This is a genomic window from Kitasatospora cheerisanensis KCTC 2395 (genome assembly GCF_000696185.1).
Lineage (GTDB): Bacteria > Actinomycetota > Actinomycetes > Streptomycetales > Streptomycetaceae > Kitasatospora > Kitasatospora cheerisanensis.
Map to the genome: position 1 here is coordinate 4,238,263 of NZ_KK853997.1, position 15,419 is coordinate 4,253,681.

Here is a 15,419-nt window from a genome sequence, read left to right on the forward strand (position 1 = left end):
ACCCTAACTTCCCGGACGGTACGTCAGGGGCTTCACCGGAACCTTGACCACCACGGTGCCCGCCTTGGCGAACTCCAGGTCCAGCTCCAGTTCGTCGCCGAGGGCCGGCTGCTTCGCCCACTCCATGATCATCAGATGGGTGCCGCCGCGGGCCAGGTCGAGGCTGCCGTGCGCGGGCACCGCCAGCTCGCCGACCTCCTCCATGGACTTCTCGGTGGACCGGTGCATGGTCACCGACCCGGCCGCCGGACTGGTCACCTTCACCAGCCGGTCCGCGCCGCCGTCGTTGCGCACCGTCAGGTAGCCCGCACCCATCCCGCCGGGGGTGGCGGGCAGCGGTATGTACGGGTCGGCCACCGACAGCTTCGGCGCGGCGGACCCGCCGCCGTCCGAGGACTGGCAGGCCACCACCGCGGTGCCCGCGGCCAGCGCGGTCGCCAGCCCGGCCCCGATCAGCGCACTGCGCCGGAACGCGCGGCTCACACCGCCACCCCCTGGGCGAGCAGCTGCAGGTCGTGCGCGTAGGTCTCGACGGTGGTCCCGGCCATGTACAGCAGGTGCGCCTTGTCGTCGCCCGGCAGGAACGCCAGCACCTGCGCGCCGTGCGTGGAGGTCACCGAGCCGTTCGCGGCGACCACCGGGTCCTCCACCAGGATGCCCAGCGGCTTCGCGGCGGCCTTCACCTTCGCCAGGTCGCCGGTCAGCCCGACGAAGTCCTTGCCCATCGAGTCCAGCCAGGTCCGCAGCACCTGCGGGGTGTCGCGCTCCGGGTCGGTGGAGACGAACACCACGTCGAGCTTCTGCCGCTGCTCCGGCGCCAGCTTGGACATCGCCACGCCGATGTCGCCCATGGTGGTCGGGCAGACGTCCGGGCAGCTGGTGTAGCCGAAGAACAGCAGCACGGTCCGCCCCGCGGTGCGGGCCTTCAGGTCGTACGGCTGCCCGGAGGTGTCGTTCAGCACCAGGTCGGGCTTGTCGAAGTGCTTGCTGAGCACCGTGCCCCGGTACTGGCTGGTCGAGGCCTGCTTGCTGACCTTCGCCGCCCCGGAGTCCTCGCCGCCGCCGCCCGAGGACGAGCAGGCGGACAGCGCGAGCGAGGCGCCGAGGACCAGGGCGGCGGCCGTCATCAGCCGGGGACGGGTGCTGCGGAGGGATGCCAAGGGACTTTCCGTTCCGTACGAAAGGGCGGTGCGGGGAGGGACGCCGGGCGGGGCCGCACGCGCGGCCCCGCCCGAGGGGGTCAGGACTGCGCGGAGCGGCGGCGCAGCCCGGCCACGCCGAGCGCCGCGCCGATCACGCCGACCACGATGCCGACCACACCGAGGGTGCGGGCGGCCGAGTCGGAGGACTTCGCGGCCGGAGCCGCGTCCTGCTGCTTCGCGGCGGCGGTGTCCGCCGAGTGGTGGTCGCCGGCCGCGTCGGCCTTGCTCAGGGCGAGCACCGGGGCGGGCTTGGCCGGCTCCGGCTGCCCGTCCTTGCTCTCCTCGATCCAGCGGACCACGTCGCCGTTGTCGTAGGTCTGCAGCGCCTTGAAGGTGAGCTTGTCGGTGTCGGTGGGCAGCGCGCCCAGCGAGACCTTGAACTCCTGGAACTGGCCGGGGGCGATCTTGGTGCCGGCGTCGGCGGTCCAGGTGATCTTGGAGACGGCCTCGGTGATCTGCTGCCCGTGCGAGTCCAGCGGCTTGTCGAGCTTCGACTTCTCCAGGCTGGCCGTCCAGCCCGGCAGCGGCTGGGTGCGCACCGACGCCATCGGGTGGTCCAGCGGCAGGCTGACCTCCAGCTTCACGGTGGAGGCGGTGTCGCTCTCGTTCGGCACCCGGAACGCCACCGCGGTGTACCCGCCCTGCTGGGCGGTGCCCGGCTGGACGGAGACGTGCGCGAAGGCGGGAACGGCGGACGCCAGCAGGGCACCGGCCGCCACCACGAGCGCGCCGACGGAACGACGGGCGGAAAGCGAACGCATCAGGGGACTCCTGAGGAAAGGGGCCGCGCGGACACCGCGCGACAGAAGGGGAGGAAGGGGAACCCGACCGGCCCGCTCACGACACGGGCACGGCGGCAGCAGTGCGCGCCCGAGCCCCGGCCCTCCGGCCCCGGCTCAGCGCGCGAACGCCACCACGGGCGGTCCCCGGCGCAGCACGCTGTGCCGCAGCGCCGCCGCCACCGGCAGCCGCCAGTCCTCCGGCCGCGCACCCCGGCGCGCCGGCGCCGGGCGCGACCCGCCCAGCAGCAGCGCCACCAGCAGCGCCACCGCCGTCCGCAGCGGAGCCGCCCACTCCCGGGCGGTCAGCGCCGCCGCCCGCACCAGCCGCCACAGCGCGGCCTCGCCGCGCCGCAGCCACCAGCCCGCGACCAGCGCCGCCGCCAGGTGGGCCGCCACCATGCCGGGCGTCAGCCCCAGCCAGCCCGCCGCGTGCGGCGCCGCCGCCGCGTACGCCTGCGGGTCCAGACCCGCGGCGCTCACCACCTGCTCCGGCGTGGTGTCCAACGGGACGACCGTCAGCCCGTCGCCCGGAGTGTCGTTGCACAGCAGCCGGCCCGCGGCGGACACCAGCGGGTCGGAGGCGCCGTTTCCGGCCATCGCGGCGTGCGCCATCCCGGCACCGCCGCCCAGCCCCTCGCCGAACCGGTGGAACAGCAGGTGCAGACCCAGCTGCCCGGCGGCCAGCGCCGCCGCGATCGCCCCCAGCGAGCGCTCCCGCCGGCCCAGCAGCGCCGCCGCCGCGCACACCGCGGCGAAGCCCGCCGCCAGCGTGTCGGGCGCCACCGCGCCGCCCGCCCGGGCGTGCCCGAAGGCCGCCACCAGCGTGCACACCAGCGCGAACGGCACTGCACGCAGCACCCGCAGATCCCAGGCGGCCGCCGTGGCCCGCGCGGCGGGCAGGGCGGCGCCCCGGCGGGCGGCGGCGGTCGGCTCAGTCATGGCCGGCCCATCATCTCACCGCCTACACCCGCTCCCGGGGCAGGCCCCGAAACCCGCCCGAATGGCGCGAACCCGACCGGCGCACGCACCCGCCCACGCGCTGATCGGCACACCCGACGGGGGCAGTCCATCCGCCGAACGGGCGGTACCGGCGAGTGCGGACGGTTCACCGCGCGCGGCCGAGGAGATAGCTAGTTGTATGTGGAGCCGCAGCCAGGAGGGATCTCCCGTGGACATCTGGTGGACTCTGCACCTCAAGCGCGACCCGGCCAGCGTGCCGCTCGCCCGCCGCATCCTGCTCGGCGCCATGGACTCCGCCGGAGTCGACCCGCAGGTCGCCTTCGACCTCGGCCTCGCCCTCACGGAGGCCTGCGCCAACGCGGTCGAGCACGCCGGGCCCGCCCGCCTCGGCGACACCTTCCAGGTCACCGCCGCCCTCAGCGGCGACCGCCTGCGGATCGAGGTCGCCAACACCAGCACCCCGTCCTCGCCCGCCGCGTCCCGCCCGGCCCGCGCCGCCGCCCCGCCCCGACCGGCCCGCCCCGCGCTGCCGCACCCGCCGCGGCCGCGCCTCCGTCCCGGTCCGGGTGCTGGCCGCCCGCCGCCCCGCCGCCGACCGGCCCGCGCCCTACGACACCCACGTGCTGCCCGCGCTGCGCCCGGCCCTGCCCGCCGCCGAGGCCGGCGCGGACCTGCTGCCCGAGCCGACCGCCGAGTCCGGCCGCGGCCTGTTCCTGATCCACGCGCTCGCCGACCACGTCCAGTTGCGCACCCACCCGCAGCGCGGCGCGACCGTCAGCTTCGACAAGATCCTCACCGCGCCGCTGCTGCGCACCGCGTCCTGACGGCCGCTCGGCCCCGCCGCCGACGCGCACCGCGTCCTGACCGCTCCGGCCGGTCACCGGGCGGTCCCACGGTACGAAACCCCCTGGTCGACGGGCCGGGTACTCCGGTTATGGTCTAGTCCAATCACCGGAGGGGACCATGACCACCACCGCCGCGGAGCCGCTCTCCGCCCCCCGTCGTTCGCTCGCCCGGATGGGGCAGGCGCTGCGCGGACGGGACTTCCGCATCTGGTTCGCCGGCCAGCTGATGTCCGCGTCCGGAGCGCTCGCGCAGGGCGTGGTGCTGTCCTGGATGGTCTACCGGCTCACCGGGGACGCGGTCTGGCTGACCGTGCTGACCGCCTGCACCTGGGGCCCCACGCTGCTCCTCGGGCCGTGGGCCGGCGCCCTGGTGGACCGCTCCGACCGGCGCCGGCTGCTGATGGTCACCCAGGCCCTGATGATGCTGCTCGGCCTCGCCCTGGCCGTCACCACCGCCCTGTTCGGCCCGCACCTGTGGCTGCTGCTGGTGCTCGCCACCGGCACCGGACTGGTCGCCACCGTGGACGCCCCGGCCCGCCAGGTCTTCGTGGTCGACCTGGTCGGCACCGGGGCGGTGGCCAGCGCCGTCGGCCTGTGGGAGGTGGCGCTCAACGCCTCCCGGGTGATCGGCCCCGGCGCGGCCGGCGCGCTGCTGAACTTCGGCGGGCCCTCCTGGGCGTTCGCCTTCAACGCCCTCGGCTACCTCGCGCCGCTGCTCGCCCTCACCAGGCTCCGCCCGGCCGCCCCCGTCGACCGCACCGCCGACCGCCCTCCCCGGGCCGACGCCCGCGGCGGCCTGGCGTACGCCCGCCGCTCGCCGATCATCCGCGGCCTGCTGCCGATGTCCGCCGCCAGCGGCCTGATCTTCGCGATGAACCTGACCGTCCCGCCGCTGGTCGACCGCGCGCTGCACCTCGGCCCCGGCGGGTACGGCCTGCTGATGGCCGCGTTCGGCCTCGGCGGACTGCCGGGCGCGCTGCTCGCGGCCGCCGCGCCCGCGCCGACGCCGCGCCGGGTCCGCACCCTGGCGGTGGCCACCTCGGTCGCGGTGCTCGCCACCGCGCTGGCGCCGAACGCCTTCCTGGCGGTGGCCGGGATGGCGGCCGTCGGCGTCACCTCGATCTGGTTCATCGCCACCGCGAACACGCTGGCCCAGCTGCGCTCCGCGCCGGAGATGCGCGGCCGGGTGATGTCGCTGTGGGGCAGCGCGATGACCGGCACCCTCCCGTTCACCGGCCTCGGCGTCACGTTCGTGGCGCAGCACGTCGGCGCCCGGACCGGGTTCGCGCTGGCCGGCACGGCGCTGCTGCTGGCCACCGCGGCCGCGTGGCGGGCGCTGCGGCCCCGGGACTGAGAACCTGTCCGGGGGGATGTCGAGAACCGCGGTGCGGCTCCGTCCCCGGCATGAGACCGAACGCACCGAGAGGAGCCGTCCGCCGTGACGCACATGCTGCAGATGCACTTCAGCCAGACGGACGCCGGCATCGCGCCGATCCCGACCTGGGATCCGGCAGCGACCGCCGCGCACATCGCCTTCATGCGCACCGCCGTCGCCGAGCTGACCGCCGCCGGCGAGCTGGTGGAGGCGCAGGGGCTGGCGCTGCCCGACTCCGCGCGGATCGTCCGGGCCGGCGAGGACGGGCCGTCCGTCACCGCGGGGCCGTTCCCGGACGACAAGGAGTTCCTGTTCGGCTGGTGGATCGTCAACTGCGCCACCGACGAACGGGTGCTGGAGATCGCCGCCATGCTGTCCGCCGCGCCGGGCCACGACGGCCGGCCGATGAACATGCCGATCGAGGTCCGCGAGGTGCTGGCGGAGCCCCCGGCGCAGCCCTGACCGGCGTGCGAATTGCCGGGTTCGTCCCGGCGGCGGACGATGGTGATCATGATGCATCAGATGCGCGCCGAGACCGCCCCCGCCGCCGGCGACCCGGACTCCGTGGTCAGCTGGCACATCGTCCGCAACGCGGACCTGACCGCCCTGTGCGGCAAGGAGCTCTCCCCCGCCGCCCCGGTCCAGGACGCCACCCGCTGGACCCTCGACCCCGACCACAACTGCCACACCTGCGGAGCGCTGTACCTCCGCGAGACCCCGTACCTGCCGGGCGAGCACACCGGCTGAGCGGCGGAGCGCCGAGGGGCCGCCGGGACCGTTCCCGGCGGCCCCTCGGCGTACTCTTGCCGGTGTCCCGTTCCCGCCCCCGGAGGTGTCCCGTGGTCGTCGAGTCCTCCACGGACGGCCGGGTCCGGCGCGGCAACGAGACCCGTCGTGCCGTGCTCGGCCGTGCCGTCCAGATCGCCTCCGTCGAGGGCCTGGGCGCCCTGTCGATCGGCCGGCTGGCGACCGACCTGGGGCTGAGCAAGAGCGGGGTGTTCGCCGGCTTCGGGTCCAAGGAGGAGCTGCAGCTGGCGACCGTCCGGGCCGCCCGGCGGATCTTCTACGACCGGGTGGTGGCCCCCGTGGCCGACCTGCCGCCGGGCGCCGCCCAGGTGCTGGCGCTGTGCGAGCACTGGATGGACTACTCGCGCGGCCGGGTGTTCGACGGCGGCTGCTTCTTCTACTCGGTGTCGGCCGAGTTCGACGCCCAGCCCGGCCCGGTCCGGGAGGCCCTGGCGGCCGCCTCGCGGGAGTGGGAGGAGCAGATCACCGCTGTGCTCCGCGCGGCCGACGACCTGCCCGCCGGCTCCGACCCGGACGAACTGGCGCTGCTGCTCACCAGCCTGATGGACAGTGCGAACGGCCACGCGGTGCTGCACGACGACCCGCAGCGCTACGACCGGACGATGCGCACCATCCGCCGCCTGCTCGGCGTCGCCCCGGCCTGACGCGGCCTCCGGAACCCAACGGGAAACCGCTTCCCCACTCGTCGTTCCGGCCTGACGCGGCGTCCGGGATCCAACTGGAAATCGCTTTCCCGCTCGCCCGTCCTGACCTGACGCGGCCTCCGGGACCCAACGGGAAGCCGCTTTCCCACCGTTCGGTCCAGCCCAGAAGTTGCACGAACGGTCGTGCTAATATCCCGCCCATGGCACCCACCGCCGCCCTCGTGCGCCTCGCGCTGAACGCCGCCTCCCACGTCGCCACCGCCCCGCCGGGCCGGGTGGCCTTCGAGCTCTTCCGGCACCCCGTCCGCCGCAGCCGGGTGCGCAGTTCGGAACGCGAACTGCACGAGCAGGCCGCCACCGAGGAGCTGACGGTGAACGGCAAGCGGGTACGGGTCTACCGCTGGGGCGACGGCCGCCGGCCGGTGCTGCTGGTGCACGGCTGGCGGTCCCGGGCCTCCCGGTTCACCCCGTACGTGCGCGGGCTGCTGGACCTCGGGATGAGCCCGGTCGGCTTCGACGCCCCCGGGCACGGCGACTCGGCCGGCCGGGAAACCACGATCCTGGAGTACCGCGAACTCATCGGCCGGCTCGCCGACCGGAACGGCCCCTTCGAGGCCGTGGTCGCGCACTCCTTCGGCGTCTGCTGCGCCTTCCTCGCCCTGGCCGAGGGAGTGCCCGCCCGCCGCCTGGTCGCGGTCGCCGGGGTCGCCGAATTCGGCTTCCTGGTCGAGGGGTTCGCCGCCACCCTGGGCCTGAACGACCGGCTCAAGGACGACCTGGCCCGGCGGATCGACCGGAACCTGCTCCCCGGCGCCGGGCCGATCGGCCGGCGCTTCGATGCCACCCACCGCCCGGAGCTGGTCACCGCGCCGATCCTGGTGGTCCACGACGAGCAGGACCGGGTGGTCCCGCTCCGGCAGGCCCACCTGCTGCGCGCGGCGTACGGCGAGCCGCAGCTGCGGCTGCTCACCACCCGCGGCCTCGGGCACCGCCGGGTGCTGTCCGAGCCGACGGTGGTCGACAACGTGCTCGCCTTCCTCGCCGAGCCGCTCCCGGCCGCGCCGGTCGCGTCGCCCGCGCCGCTCGGGCCACTCGCTCCTGCCGTGAGCCCCACCGAGGCGGCCACGGCCGGGATCTGACGACAGGTCGGGAGACGCCGAACGGCCGGCCCCGGGGCGGGGCCGGCCGTTCGCGTCAGGTGCTGACGGCTGCTCAGCCGCCGCTCTTGCGGCGGAAGGTGCGCTTGCCGCCGGCCGCGCCGGCGGTGCCGTGGATCTTCGAGTCGCCGCCGGGCCGCCGCCGGCGCCCCGGTTGTTGCCGCCCTTGCGCTGCAGCGCGGCCAGGAACTTGGCCTTCTGGTCGTCCTGCCCGGGCGCCTCGGCGGCGGTGTCGGCACCGGCGTCGGCGGTGGCGTCCGGCGCGGGCTCGGCTGCTGGGGCGGTTTCGCTGCTCATTGGGGACCTCCTGGACGGGAGCGGGTACTGGAGCACACCCTCCCATGCCGACCGGGGGTGCTGTCGGCCGACACCGGGCCGGGTCAGCCCCGCTCGGCGGGCGCGTGGTGGTGGTGCCGCTCGTCGCGGTACTGCAGGCCGCCCATCATGAACAGCAGGGCGAGGGTCGGGAAGCCGATCGAGGCGATCACCAGTACGAAGAACTGCCAGACCATGGGGCGCTCCTGTCGTGAAACCATGGCTAATTGACATACTTCGTTCCATTATGTCCGAATCGCCGTGCGGCGGACCGGACCCCGCCCCTGTTCGAACGGCGTATGGTCGTCGCAGACTGAGGGGCATGCGGGTACAGCTGGCAGTCGACGCGCGCCGCCCGGACCGGGCCTGCGAGGACTTCGTGGTGGCCACCCCGGAGGTCCTGGTGCTGCTGGACGGCTCCAGCGCCCCGGACACCCTGGACTCCGGCTGCGCGCACGGCATCCCCTGGTACGTGCGCCGCCTCGGCGCCCACCTGGTCGCCCGGCTCACCGACCACCCCGACCGGGCCGTCGCCGACTGCCTGGCCGACGCCATAGCCGACACCGCCGCCCTGCACGGCGACGGCTGCGACCTGGCCAACCCCAACACGCCCGCCGCGATGGTGGTCGCCGCCCGGCTGCGCGGCGAGGCCCTGGAGTACCTGGTGCTCGGCGACTCCCTGCTGGTGCTGCACCCCAAGGCCGGCCCGCCCCGGGTGATCGGCGACAACCAGCGCTTCCCCGGCGGCGAGGAACTGCGCCGCCAGATCTGGTCCACCGTCCCCGGCACCGCCGAACGCGCCGACCTCTACCTGCGGTACGCGATCGCCGTCCGCGCCGCCCGCAACACCGGCCACGGCCCGTGGATCGCCGCCGCCACCCCGCACGCCGCCGCCCACGCCGAGACCGGCGTGGTCGCCCGCGCCGCCCTGCACGGGGTGGCCGCCCTCTCGGACGGCGCCGCCCGCTTCACCGAGCGCCTCGGCCTGGGCAGTTGGGCCGACGCCGTCCGGCTGCTCGCCGAGACCGGACCGGCCGAACTGATCGCCCAGGTCCGCACCGCGGAGCGCACCGACGCCGACTGCGTCCGGTGGCCCCGCGGCAAGGCGCACGACGACGCCGCGGCGCTCTACGCCCGGCTCTGAGCGTCCGCGTCGACGGCCGCCCGGTTCACCGGCCTGCCGTCAGGAACACCGCGCGGACCGCCGACCCGTCCGGCGCCGTGTACCCGGCGACCACCTCGCCCGGGGCCGGCTCGCCGCCCGGCTCCAGCTCGCGGCGCAGCGCCACGGCCGGCTCGCCGTCGACGGGCGCCACCGCCACGGTCTCGTCCACCGTGTCGCTGACGCTCTGCATCTGCGGCACCGCCTGCCCGCGCAGCAGGGCGGCCAGCTGCGCCAGGACCACCGGGTCCTGCGCGCCGTCGTAGAACCAGCGGGTGCCCAGCACGCCGTGCTCGGCGGTGCCGATCAGCGCGCCCTCCGGGGCGCCGTCCAGCGGGGCGCCGCGGTACGCCAGCGGCACCAGGTAGGCGGTCCGGTCGTCGGCCACCACCATCAGCTCGATGCCGACCTCGCCCGCCGGGTCGTCCAGCCGGAAGCCGCCGGCCCGCACCAGCTCGCCGTGGCCGGGCCGGAACCAGTCCTGCTTCGGCAGCCAGTCGGCCAGCAGCTCCAACTTGCCCGGGGTCATCGTGGTCTGATGGATCGTCGCCATGTCCTCGGTCTCCTCCTCGCGCGGGTGTTCCTGTGTGGGCCAGCCTACGAACCGTTCGACCGGTAGCGTGCCGGAAGGCACAGAAGGGGGAAACGGCCGTGGGTATCAGGCAGTTGGGCGGGAGCGCCGGCCGGCGGGCCGGGGCGGCGCTCGGAGCGGTGACGGGCGCGGTGGCGGGCGCGGTGGCGGGCACCGTCGCCTCGGCGCGGGAGAAGGCGGGCGGCGACTGGGTGCGCCGCGCGGTGGAGAACCACCCGAAGCCGGAGGACCCGCTCACCGCGCCCTGGGAGATCTCGCTGGCCGGCCTGATCGGCCGGCTCCCGCACGTGCCGGGCCCGGCGGTGCGGCTCCTGCACCTGCTGGACGGGCTGGGCCAGGTCGCGGTCGGACCGGACGAGGTCGGCTTCGACGGCGAGGCGGTGGCCTGGGGCAAGGTGCTGGAGATCCGCTGCCACAGCACCGTCGACCTGCTGCCGGACGTCGTGGTGGAGCGCGAGGTCGACCGGATCCGCGAGTTCCTGCCGCCCGTCCCCGGCCGCAAGTGGCTGGTCACCAAGGCCGCCGAAGGACTGCTGACGCTCGCCCTGGCCGCCACCGCCGCGGCCGAGCGCGAGGAGCGCTCGCTGCCCTGCGAGCTCGTCGTCAAGAACCTGATCGGCCGTCCGAAGAGCGTGGCCGGCGGCCTGTTCGCGGCCTCGGCGCTCACCCTGGTCCCCGCGGCGGGCGACAGCATCCTCGCCGAGGCCCGCCGCCGCGGCATTCCCGTCACCGTGATCGACGACCCGATGACGGGCGTGCACGCCGAGCACGCCGCCCAGCTCCGCGGCGCCGCCGAACGCCTCACCGAGGCCCTCCGCCGGCTGCGCGCCGCCGACCCGGAGGCCGCCAAGTCCGAGGCCGGCGCCGCCGCCCTCGCCGAACTCGAACAACTCCGCTCCGACCGCCCCGCGGAGGACTGAACCGGCCCGCCGGGGGCGGTCGCGGTGGGATCACCCGACGGATGCGCGGTTCGGATGAATCCGGCGCGCAGCAGCACTGGTTCGTCCACGGCCGATGCTAGAAATTCCCTGCGCTCGGATCAGAGCCGCACTCCAGGGCCGCGCGGGCAGGTCTCCCGGCCCTCAGCGAGAACGGAATCCGCCTCATGGCCATCGCTTTCCGCAGGGCGCTCGCCATCGCCACGCTGGGCCTGACCGCCTCCGTCCTGCCGACCGTCGGCGCCGGGGCCGCCGACACCGGCCGCGCGAGCACCCGCACCCCCGGCCTCTACTGCCTGGCCAACGCCTGGGGGACGACGGGCATCTCCAGCAAGCCGTGCGACGGCTCCGACAAGGGCCAGCACTGGAAGCTCTCCGGCCAGCAGATCGCGCTCTCCAACGCGCCCGCCTACTGTCTCGCCAACACCTGGAACGCCACGGACATCTCCAGCAAGGCGTGCGCCCCCGGCGACCAGGGCCAGTACTGGACGGTCGCCGGCCAGCAGATCTCGCTCACCTTCGCCCCGGCCTACTGCCTGGCCAACGCCTGGGGGACGGCGACCGTCTCCACCAAGCCCTGCGACACCTCCGACCCGGGCCAGCATTGGGTGGTCTTCAACGAGCAGATCAGCCTCGCGCTCGCCTGACGTCCCCAACCCGCCGTCCCGCCCGGGCAGTTGCCCGGGCGGGACGGCGGCGCTCCGGCCGGACCGACGGCTGCCGGACCGGCGGGCGACCGCTCAGCGGGTGACGGAGAAGGGCATCGACGGCAGCGGCTCGCCGTTCTCGTCCTTGCCGAGCAGGTCGCTGCCGACGACCGTCAGCCGGCCGCCGAGCTCCATGACGGCGCGCGGGATGCGGCCCTGCGGGGCGGTGCCCTGCGGGATGTCCAGCGGCTGCCAGCCGTGCGCCGTCAACCGGGCGCCGACCGGCCGGAACCGGCCGCCCTCCTTGGCCGCGCCCACGACGGCGACGCCGCCCGCGACGCGGGTCAGGCCGTTCAACTGGCCCGCCCCGATGCCGGTCTCCTGGCTGCTCCAGCCGCGGCCGTCGTAGTGGACGACCAGGGCGTGGTCGTCGGTGCGGGACATGCCGGTGTCGGTGCCGGACGCCCAGATGTCGTTCGGGCCCACCGCGACCAGCTGGGTCAGCTCGCCGAAGCGCGAGTCCAGGTCCGGCACGGCGACCCGGTTCCAGCTGCGGCCGTCGTAGTGCAGCAGCAGCGGGCGCGGCCAGCCCTCCGGGGTGCCGATCTCGCCGACGGCCCAGACGTCGGAGGGGCCGGTGGCGACCACGTCGCGGAGCGTCCAGTAGTCGCTGTCGATCCTGGGACCCTCGACCTGCTCCCAGGACGTGCCGTTCCAGTGCTCGATCAGGCCGAGGAAGGTCAGGATGTCGTCCGGCTGGTAGTAGCCGGCCGCCCACACGTCGTCGGGGCCGCCGGCCGCGGCGATGCCGTTGATCCCGGCCGCCAGCGAGCGCGCCGGGGCGGGCGCGTCCTGCACCTGCCAGCGTCCGCCCTGGTAGCGGGCGGTCGGAATGCCGGTCGCGGTGCCGTACTTGAGGCCGGTCGCCCAGGTGGCACCGGCGCCGTCGGCCTCGACCGAACGGGCGCTCAGGCCGTCGGGGAGGGCGAGTTCGGTCCAGTCCCCGCGGGCCCCGTCGCGGGCGAACGCCACCGGCGCGGTGCTGGTCTCCCGGCCCTTCCCGAACTGCCGGAAGCCCACCGCCCACGCGGTGCGGCCGTTGGCGGTCGGGCCTGCGTCCTGGATGTTCGCGTTGCCGGCCGGGAAGGCGTTCACGGTCCAGGCCCGCGCCCCCGGACGGTCGGCGCCGACGTCCTGCGCGCCGGCCGGCGCGGCCGTCGCCAGTAGCGTCCCGGTCAGCAGCAGGGTGGTCAGGGCGGTGCGTCGCTTCATCGGTTCTCTCCTTCGTTGTGGGACACCTGGGGTTCCTCCACCGGGTGCAGGTCGGCCTCCCGGACCAGGTCCAGGACCTGCGGGGACCCGACGAACGCCGCCATCTGATCGGCCGTCACCGGCGCCGACGTGTTCGTGCGACCGTCGGGGCTGACGGAGACGGACACGTCACTGCCGCCGACGTGGAAGGAGGCCATGGTGAGCGTCACCGAGCCGTTGCCCTCGGGGACGACCCGGACGGCGACCGGCGTGCCGTCCGACAGCCGCACCACCCGGCAGGTGCCGAGCTTGTCGACCGGGCCGGGGGTGCAGGTCCGCTCCGTCGCGGCGCCGGGGGCGGGCCGCACCGAGAACCGGACGAAGTGGCTGCCCAGCGGGGACTCCGCCAGGTAGCTGCTCACGTCGTCGGCGACCAGCCGGATGTCGCCGACCGCCGGCGGCAGCAGGTCCTGCAGCGTGCGGGCCGTCGCCTGGCGGAACGCGTCGATCCGCTGCCGCTCGGCCTCCGGCAGCGGGGCCGGCGGTGCGGCCGGCGAGGCGGTGGGCGTGAACGTCACCGTCGGGAAGACCCGCGGCACCGTCGTGTTCCCCGCCTGCACCCCGACCGGACCCGGACCGCCCCCGGTGCCGGGCAGCGCGCCGATCCCCGTCACCGCCAGCGCGGCCGTGCACGCCGCCGCCCCGCCGACCGCCACCCGCGACCGCAGCCGCCGGCGCCGCCCGTCCCGCACCGCCCGGGCGGTCAGCCCGAGCGGCTCGGCCAGGCCGTCCGTGACCCGGTCCATCGCCTCTCTCACGAACAGCGCCTCCGGCGCCCGCTCCTGCACGTCATGCTCCTTCACGGTCTCGGTCCGATTCATGGCGCGTCCTCACGCGGACGCGTACGGGCTGGGCTCGCCGAGCTGCTCGCGGAGCCGGGCCAGGGCCCGCGAGCACTGGCTCTTGACGGTGCCGGTGCTGCAGCCGAGGAGGTCGGCCACCGTCTCCACGCTGAGGTCCTCCCAGTACCGCAGGACGACCATCGCCCGGGCCCGTGCCGGGAGTTCGGCCAGCGCGCTCAGCAGCGTCACCCGCAGGTCGGCGTCGCCGTGGGCGGCCGCCGCCGGGGTGCTCGCCAGCACCCCGATCCGCTGCGCCACCGACCGCCGGCGCTGCTCCGCCAGGAAGGTGCGGGTCAGCACGGTGCGGGCGTAGGCGTCGAGGTTCTCCATCCGGGACGCCCGCCGCCAGTGCGCGAACAGCTTGGCCAGCGTGGCCTGGGCCAGGTCCTCGGCCCGGTGCGCGTCCCCGCACAGCAGGTACGCCGTCCGGTACAGCCGCTGCCCCCGCGCCGCCGCGTACTCCTCGAAGTTCAACGTGCCGTGTCCGCGCATCCCGCCCCTCCGCCTGGCTCGCGTCTCTCACCCGTCCTCAATGCGCGAGCCCGGCGAAAGGTTGAGCCCCGGAACGCGGAAAACCCGCGTGCCCCGTCCGGGGACGGGGCACGCGGGTTCGAACGGTGACGGAACGTCAGTAAATTTCCCCGGTCAGCCGGGCAGCACCTGCCAGGAGCCGGCGCCCGGGCCGCGGTCCGAGTAGGGGGCCGGTGGAGACGGGAGCCCGGCGGCGTACGGATCGGGGCGGCCGGTGGTCGAAACGGAACCGCCCGCGTGGCCGCCCCGGTCGGGGCGGGCGCACGCGGGCGGTTCCGGCGGAGGCGTCGGTCAGTGGCCGTCGGCGGGGACGGTGCCGAGGCGGCCGGCCTGGAAGTCCTCCATGGCCTGCTGGAGTTCGCGGTGGCTGTTCATCACGAACGGGCCGTAGTGGGCGACGGGTTCGCGGATCGGGAGGCCGCCGAGGAGGACGACCTCGAAGTTGTTGTCGCGGGAGTCCTGCTTCTCGTCGGCGCGCAGGGTGATCGAGTCGCCGTCGCCGAAGACGACCGCCTGGCCCCGGTGGAAGGGGCGCTGCTCGGCGCCGGCCGAGCCGTTGCCGGCGAGGCCGTAGGCGAGGGCGTTGAAGTCGGAGCGCCAGGGCAGGGTGATCTGGGCGCCGGGGTTGATCGACGCGTGGATCATGGTGATCGGGGTGTGGGTGGCGCCGGGGCCCTGGTGGCCGTCCAGCTCGCCGGCGATGACGCGCAGCAGCGCGCCGCCGTCCGGGGTGCTGAGGAGCTTGACGTTGCCGCCGCGGATGTCCTGGTACTTCGGGGCGATCATCTTGTCCGAGGCCGGCAGGTTGACCCAGAGCTGCAGGCCGTGGAAGAGGCCGCCCGACTTCACCAGCGACTCCGGCGGGGTCTCGATGTGCAGCAGGCCCGAGCCGGCCGTCATCCACTGGGTGTCGCCGTCGGTGATGGTGCCGCCGCCGCCGTGCGAGTCACGGTGGATGAAGGTGCCGTCGATGATGTAGGTGACGGTCTCGAAGCCGCGGTGGGGATGCCAAGGGGTCCCCTTCGGCTCGCCGGCCGCGTAGTCCACCTCGCCCATCTGGTCCATCATGATGAACGGGTCGAGGAACTTCTGGTTGATCTTCGCGAAGGCGCGGCGGACGGGGAAGCCCTCGCCCTCGTAGCCCTCGGGTGCGGTGGCCACGGTCAGGACCGGCCGGGCGGTGCTGTGCACCGGGTCCGGCGTGGTGACGCGCGGCAGGGTCAGCGGGTTCTCGACGGTCACGGCGGGCATGTCGGCCTCCTTCGGCGGGTCTGTGGCCTACGTCCACCACAGTAGTTCAACTCTCAAC

The 15,419-nt window shown here is 75.1% G+C and carries 20 protein-coding genes and 1 pseudogene; 10 read left to right on the forward strand and 11 right to left on the reverse strand.

Translation table 11 applies throughout. From position 1 onward, the window contains the following. Positions 1–3: 3 nt before the first annotated feature. From KCH_RS19250 to KCH_RS19265, 4 genes are all read right to left on the reverse strand, one after another. Complete coding sequence (locus KCH_RS19250) at positions 4–483, reverse strand: copper chaperone PCu(A)C (protein WP_035864589.1); 480 nt, start codon at positions 481–483, stop codon at positions 4–6. After that, positions 480–1,160, reverse strand: coding sequence for an SCO family protein (locus KCH_RS19255; protein ID WP_341865391.1), 681 nt, complete (start codon positions 1,158–1,160; stop codon positions 480–482). Before KCH_RS19255 ends, KCH_RS19250 begins: the two co-directional genes overlap by 4 nt. A gap of 80 nt (positions 1,161–1,240) precedes the next feature. Further along, positions 1,241–1,963 carry a YcnI family copper-binding membrane protein gene (locus KCH_RS19260; protein ID WP_035864596.1) on the reverse strand — a complete coding sequence of 241 codons (723 nt, stop codon included), beginning with the start codon at positions 1,961–1,963 and terminating at the stop codon, positions 1,241–1,243. Positions 1,964–2,098: 135 nt separating this feature from the next. Then, positions 2,099–2,923, reverse strand: a complete 825-nt coding sequence (locus KCH_RS19265; RefSeq protein ID WP_051653223.1) for a hypothetical protein — start codon at positions 2,921–2,923, stop codon at positions 2,099–2,101. A gap of 229 nt (positions 2,924–3,152) precedes the next feature. On the opposite strand from KCH_RS19265, the pseudogene KCH_RS44645 reads away from it, so the two are divergent. The 7 genes and pseudogenes from KCH_RS44645 to KCH_RS19295 all read left to right on the forward strand — a co-directional run. Further along, positions 3,153–3,398 (forward strand): annotated as a pseudogene (locus KCH_RS44645) (ATP-binding protein); the annotation flags it as partial. A gap of 112 nt (positions 3,399–3,510) precedes the next feature. Next, positions 3,511–3,768 carry an ATP-binding protein gene (locus KCH_RS47225; protein WP_051653224.1) on the forward strand — a complete coding sequence of 86 codons (258 nt, stop codon included), beginning with the start codon at positions 3,511–3,513 and terminating at the stop codon, positions 3,766–3,768. Between the two features lie 139 nt (positions 3,769–3,907). Next, positions 3,908–5,143 carry an MFS transporter gene (locus tag KCH_RS19275; RefSeq protein ID WP_035864598.1) on the forward strand — a complete coding sequence of 412 codons (1,236 nt, stop codon included), beginning with the start codon at positions 3,908–3,910 and terminating at the stop codon, positions 5,141–5,143. 93 nt (positions 5,144–5,236) lie between these two features. Continuing rightward, positions 5,237–5,626 (forward strand): YciI family protein, encoded by a 390-nt coding sequence (locus KCH_RS19280; RefSeq protein ID WP_063750291.1) that lies wholly within the window; start codon positions 5,237–5,239, stop codon positions 5,624–5,626. A 48-nt stretch (positions 5,627–5,674) separates the two neighbouring features. Further along, entirely contained in the window at positions 5,675–5,911 is a 237-nt protein-coding gene (locus KCH_RS19285) for a hypothetical protein (RefSeq protein WP_035872786.1), read from the forward strand. 92 nt (positions 5,912–6,003) lie between these two features. Beyond that, entirely contained in the window at positions 6,004–6,615 is a 612-nt protein-coding gene (locus KCH_RS19290; RefSeq protein WP_035864601.1) for a TetR/AcrR family transcriptional regulator, read from the forward strand. 200 nt (positions 6,616–6,815) lie between these two features. Then, positions 6,816–7,754, forward strand: a complete 939-nt coding sequence (locus tag KCH_RS19295) for an alpha/beta fold hydrolase (RefSeq protein WP_063750167.1) — start codon at positions 6,816–6,818, stop codon at positions 7,752–7,754. Between the two features lie 73 nt (positions 7,755–7,827). On the opposite strand, the gene KCH_RS47230 is transcribed toward KCH_RS19295, so the two are convergent. Beyond that, entirely contained in the window at positions 7,828–8,115 is a 288-nt protein-coding gene (locus KCH_RS47230; RefSeq protein WP_167574080.1) for a DUF5302 domain-containing protein, read from the reverse strand. A gap of 37 nt (positions 8,116–8,152) precedes the next feature. Continuing rightward, on the reverse strand, positions 8,153–8,284 hold the full coding sequence (locus KCH_RS46100; RefSeq protein ID WP_279635885.1) for a hypothetical protein: 132 nt from the start codon (positions 8,282–8,284) through the stop codon (positions 8,153–8,155). A 125-nt stretch (positions 8,285–8,409) separates the two neighbouring features. Between KCH_RS46100 and KCH_RS19300 the strand changes: the two genes are divergently transcribed. Further along, positions 8,410–9,231 (forward strand): hypothetical protein, encoded by an 822-nt coding sequence (locus KCH_RS19300; RefSeq protein WP_035864603.1) that lies wholly within the window; start codon positions 8,410–8,412, stop codon positions 9,229–9,231. A gap of 25 nt (positions 9,232–9,256) precedes the next feature. Here KCH_RS19300 and KCH_RS19305 read toward each other — a convergent pair whose 3' ends face one another. Next, complete coding sequence (locus tag KCH_RS19305) at positions 9,257–9,802, reverse strand: maltokinase N-terminal cap-like domain-containing protein (protein ID WP_035864604.1); 546 nt, start codon at positions 9,800–9,802, stop codon at positions 9,257–9,259. 98 nt (positions 9,803–9,900) lie between these two features. On the opposite strand from KCH_RS19305, the gene KCH_RS19310 reads away from it, so the two are divergent. Together KCH_RS19310 and KCH_RS37510 are read left to right on the forward strand one after the other, a co-directional pair. After that, positions 9,901–10,761 (forward strand): hypothetical protein, encoded by an 861-nt coding sequence (locus KCH_RS19310; protein WP_157032109.1) that lies wholly within the window; start codon positions 9,901–9,903, stop codon positions 10,759–10,761. A 185-nt stretch (positions 10,762–10,946) separates the two neighbouring features. Next, positions 10,947–11,426 (forward strand): ricin-type beta-trefoil lectin domain protein, encoded by a 480-nt coding sequence (locus KCH_RS37510; protein WP_051653225.1) that lies wholly within the window; start codon positions 10,947–10,949, stop codon positions 11,424–11,426. A 93-nt stretch (positions 11,427–11,519) separates the two neighbouring features. On the opposite strand, the gene KCH_RS19320 is transcribed toward KCH_RS37510, so the two are convergent. The 4 genes from KCH_RS19320 to KCH_RS19335 all read right to left on the reverse strand — a co-directional run bounded on the left by KCH_RS19320 (position 11,520) and on the right by KCH_RS19335 (position 15,361). Next, entirely contained in the window at positions 11,520–12,698 is a 1,179-nt protein-coding gene (locus KCH_RS19320) for a hypothetical protein (RefSeq protein ID WP_035864607.1), read from the reverse strand. Continuing rightward, on the reverse strand, positions 12,695–13,558 hold the full coding sequence (locus tag KCH_RS19325) for a hypothetical protein (RefSeq protein WP_035864610.1): 864 nt from the start codon (positions 13,556–13,558) through the stop codon (positions 12,695–12,697). The genes KCH_RS19320 and KCH_RS19325 overlap by 4 nt, the downstream gene beginning before the upstream one ends. Before the next feature lie 9 nt (positions 13,559–13,567). Further along, positions 13,568–14,071: a SigE family RNA polymerase sigma factor gene (locus KCH_RS19330; protein ID WP_035864613.1), complete on the reverse strand. Its 504-nt coding sequence runs from the start codon at positions 14,069–14,071 to the stop codon at positions 13,568–13,570. 330 nt (positions 14,072–14,401) lie between these two features. After that, the gene (locus KCH_RS19335) at positions 14,402–15,361 is read right to left on the reverse strand and encodes a pirin family protein (RefSeq protein ID WP_035864616.1); all 960 of its coding nucleotides are present in this window, start codon (positions 15,359–15,361) and stop codon (positions 14,402–14,404) included. Positions 15,362–15,419: the final 58 nt, after the last annotated feature.

Coding starts and splice junctions, on each gene's coding strand:
- KCH_RS19260 (WP_035864596.1), bottom strand. CDS start 1,963: ATGCGTTCGCTTTCCGCCCGTCGTTCCGTCGGCGCGCTCGTGGTGGCG.
- KCH_RS19265 (WP_051653223.1), bottom strand. CDS start 2,923: ATGACTGAGCCGACCGCCGCCGCCCGCCGGGGCGCCGCCCTGCCCGCC.
- KCH_RS19275 (WP_035864598.1), top strand. CDS start 3,908: ATGACCACCACCGCCGCGGAGCCGCTCTCCGCCCCCCGTCGTTCGCTC.
- KCH_RS19280 (WP_063750291.1), top strand. CDS start 5,237: ATGCTGCAGATGCACTTCAGCCAGACGGACGCCGGCATCGCGCCGATC.
- KCH_RS19285 (WP_035872786.1), top strand. CDS start 5,675: ATGATGCATCAGATGCGCGCCGAGACCGCCCCCGCCGCCGGCGACCCG.
- KCH_RS19295 (WP_063750167.1), top strand. CDS start 6,816: ATGGCACCCACCGCCGCCCTCGTGCGCCTCGCGCTGAACGCCGCCTCC.
- KCH_RS47230 (WP_167574080.1), bottom strand. CDS start 8,115: ATGGGAGGGTGTGCTCCAGTACCCGCTCCCGTCCAGGAGGTCCCCAAT.
- KCH_RS46100 (WP_279635885.1), bottom strand. CDS start 8,284: ATGGTCTGGCAGTTCTTCGTACTGGTGATCGCCTCGATCGGCTTCCCG.
- KCH_RS19300 (WP_035864603.1), top strand. CDS start 8,410: ATGCGGGTACAGCTGGCAGTCGACGCGCGCCGCCCGGACCGGGCCTGC.
- KCH_RS19305 (WP_035864604.1), bottom strand. CDS start 9,802: ATGGCGACGATCCATCAGACCACGATGACCCCGGGCAAGTTGGAGCTG.
- KCH_RS37510 (WP_051653225.1), top strand. CDS start 10,947: ATGGCCATCGCTTTCCGCAGGGCGCTCGCCATCGCCACGCTGGGCCTG.
- KCH_RS19320 (WP_035864607.1), bottom strand. CDS start 12,698: ATGAAGCGACGCACCGCCCTGACCACCCTGCTGCTGACCGGGACGCTA.
- KCH_RS19325 (WP_035864610.1), bottom strand. CDS start 13,558: ATGAATCGGACCGAGACCGTGAAGGAGCATGACGTGCAGGAGCGGGCG.
- KCH_RS19330 (WP_035864613.1), bottom strand. CDS start 14,071: ATGCGCGGACACGGCACGTTGAACTTCGAGGAGTACGCGGCGGCGCGG.
- KCH_RS19335 (WP_035864616.1), bottom strand. CDS start 15,361: ATGCCCGCCGTGACCGTCGAGAACCCGCTGACCCTGCCGCGCGTCACC.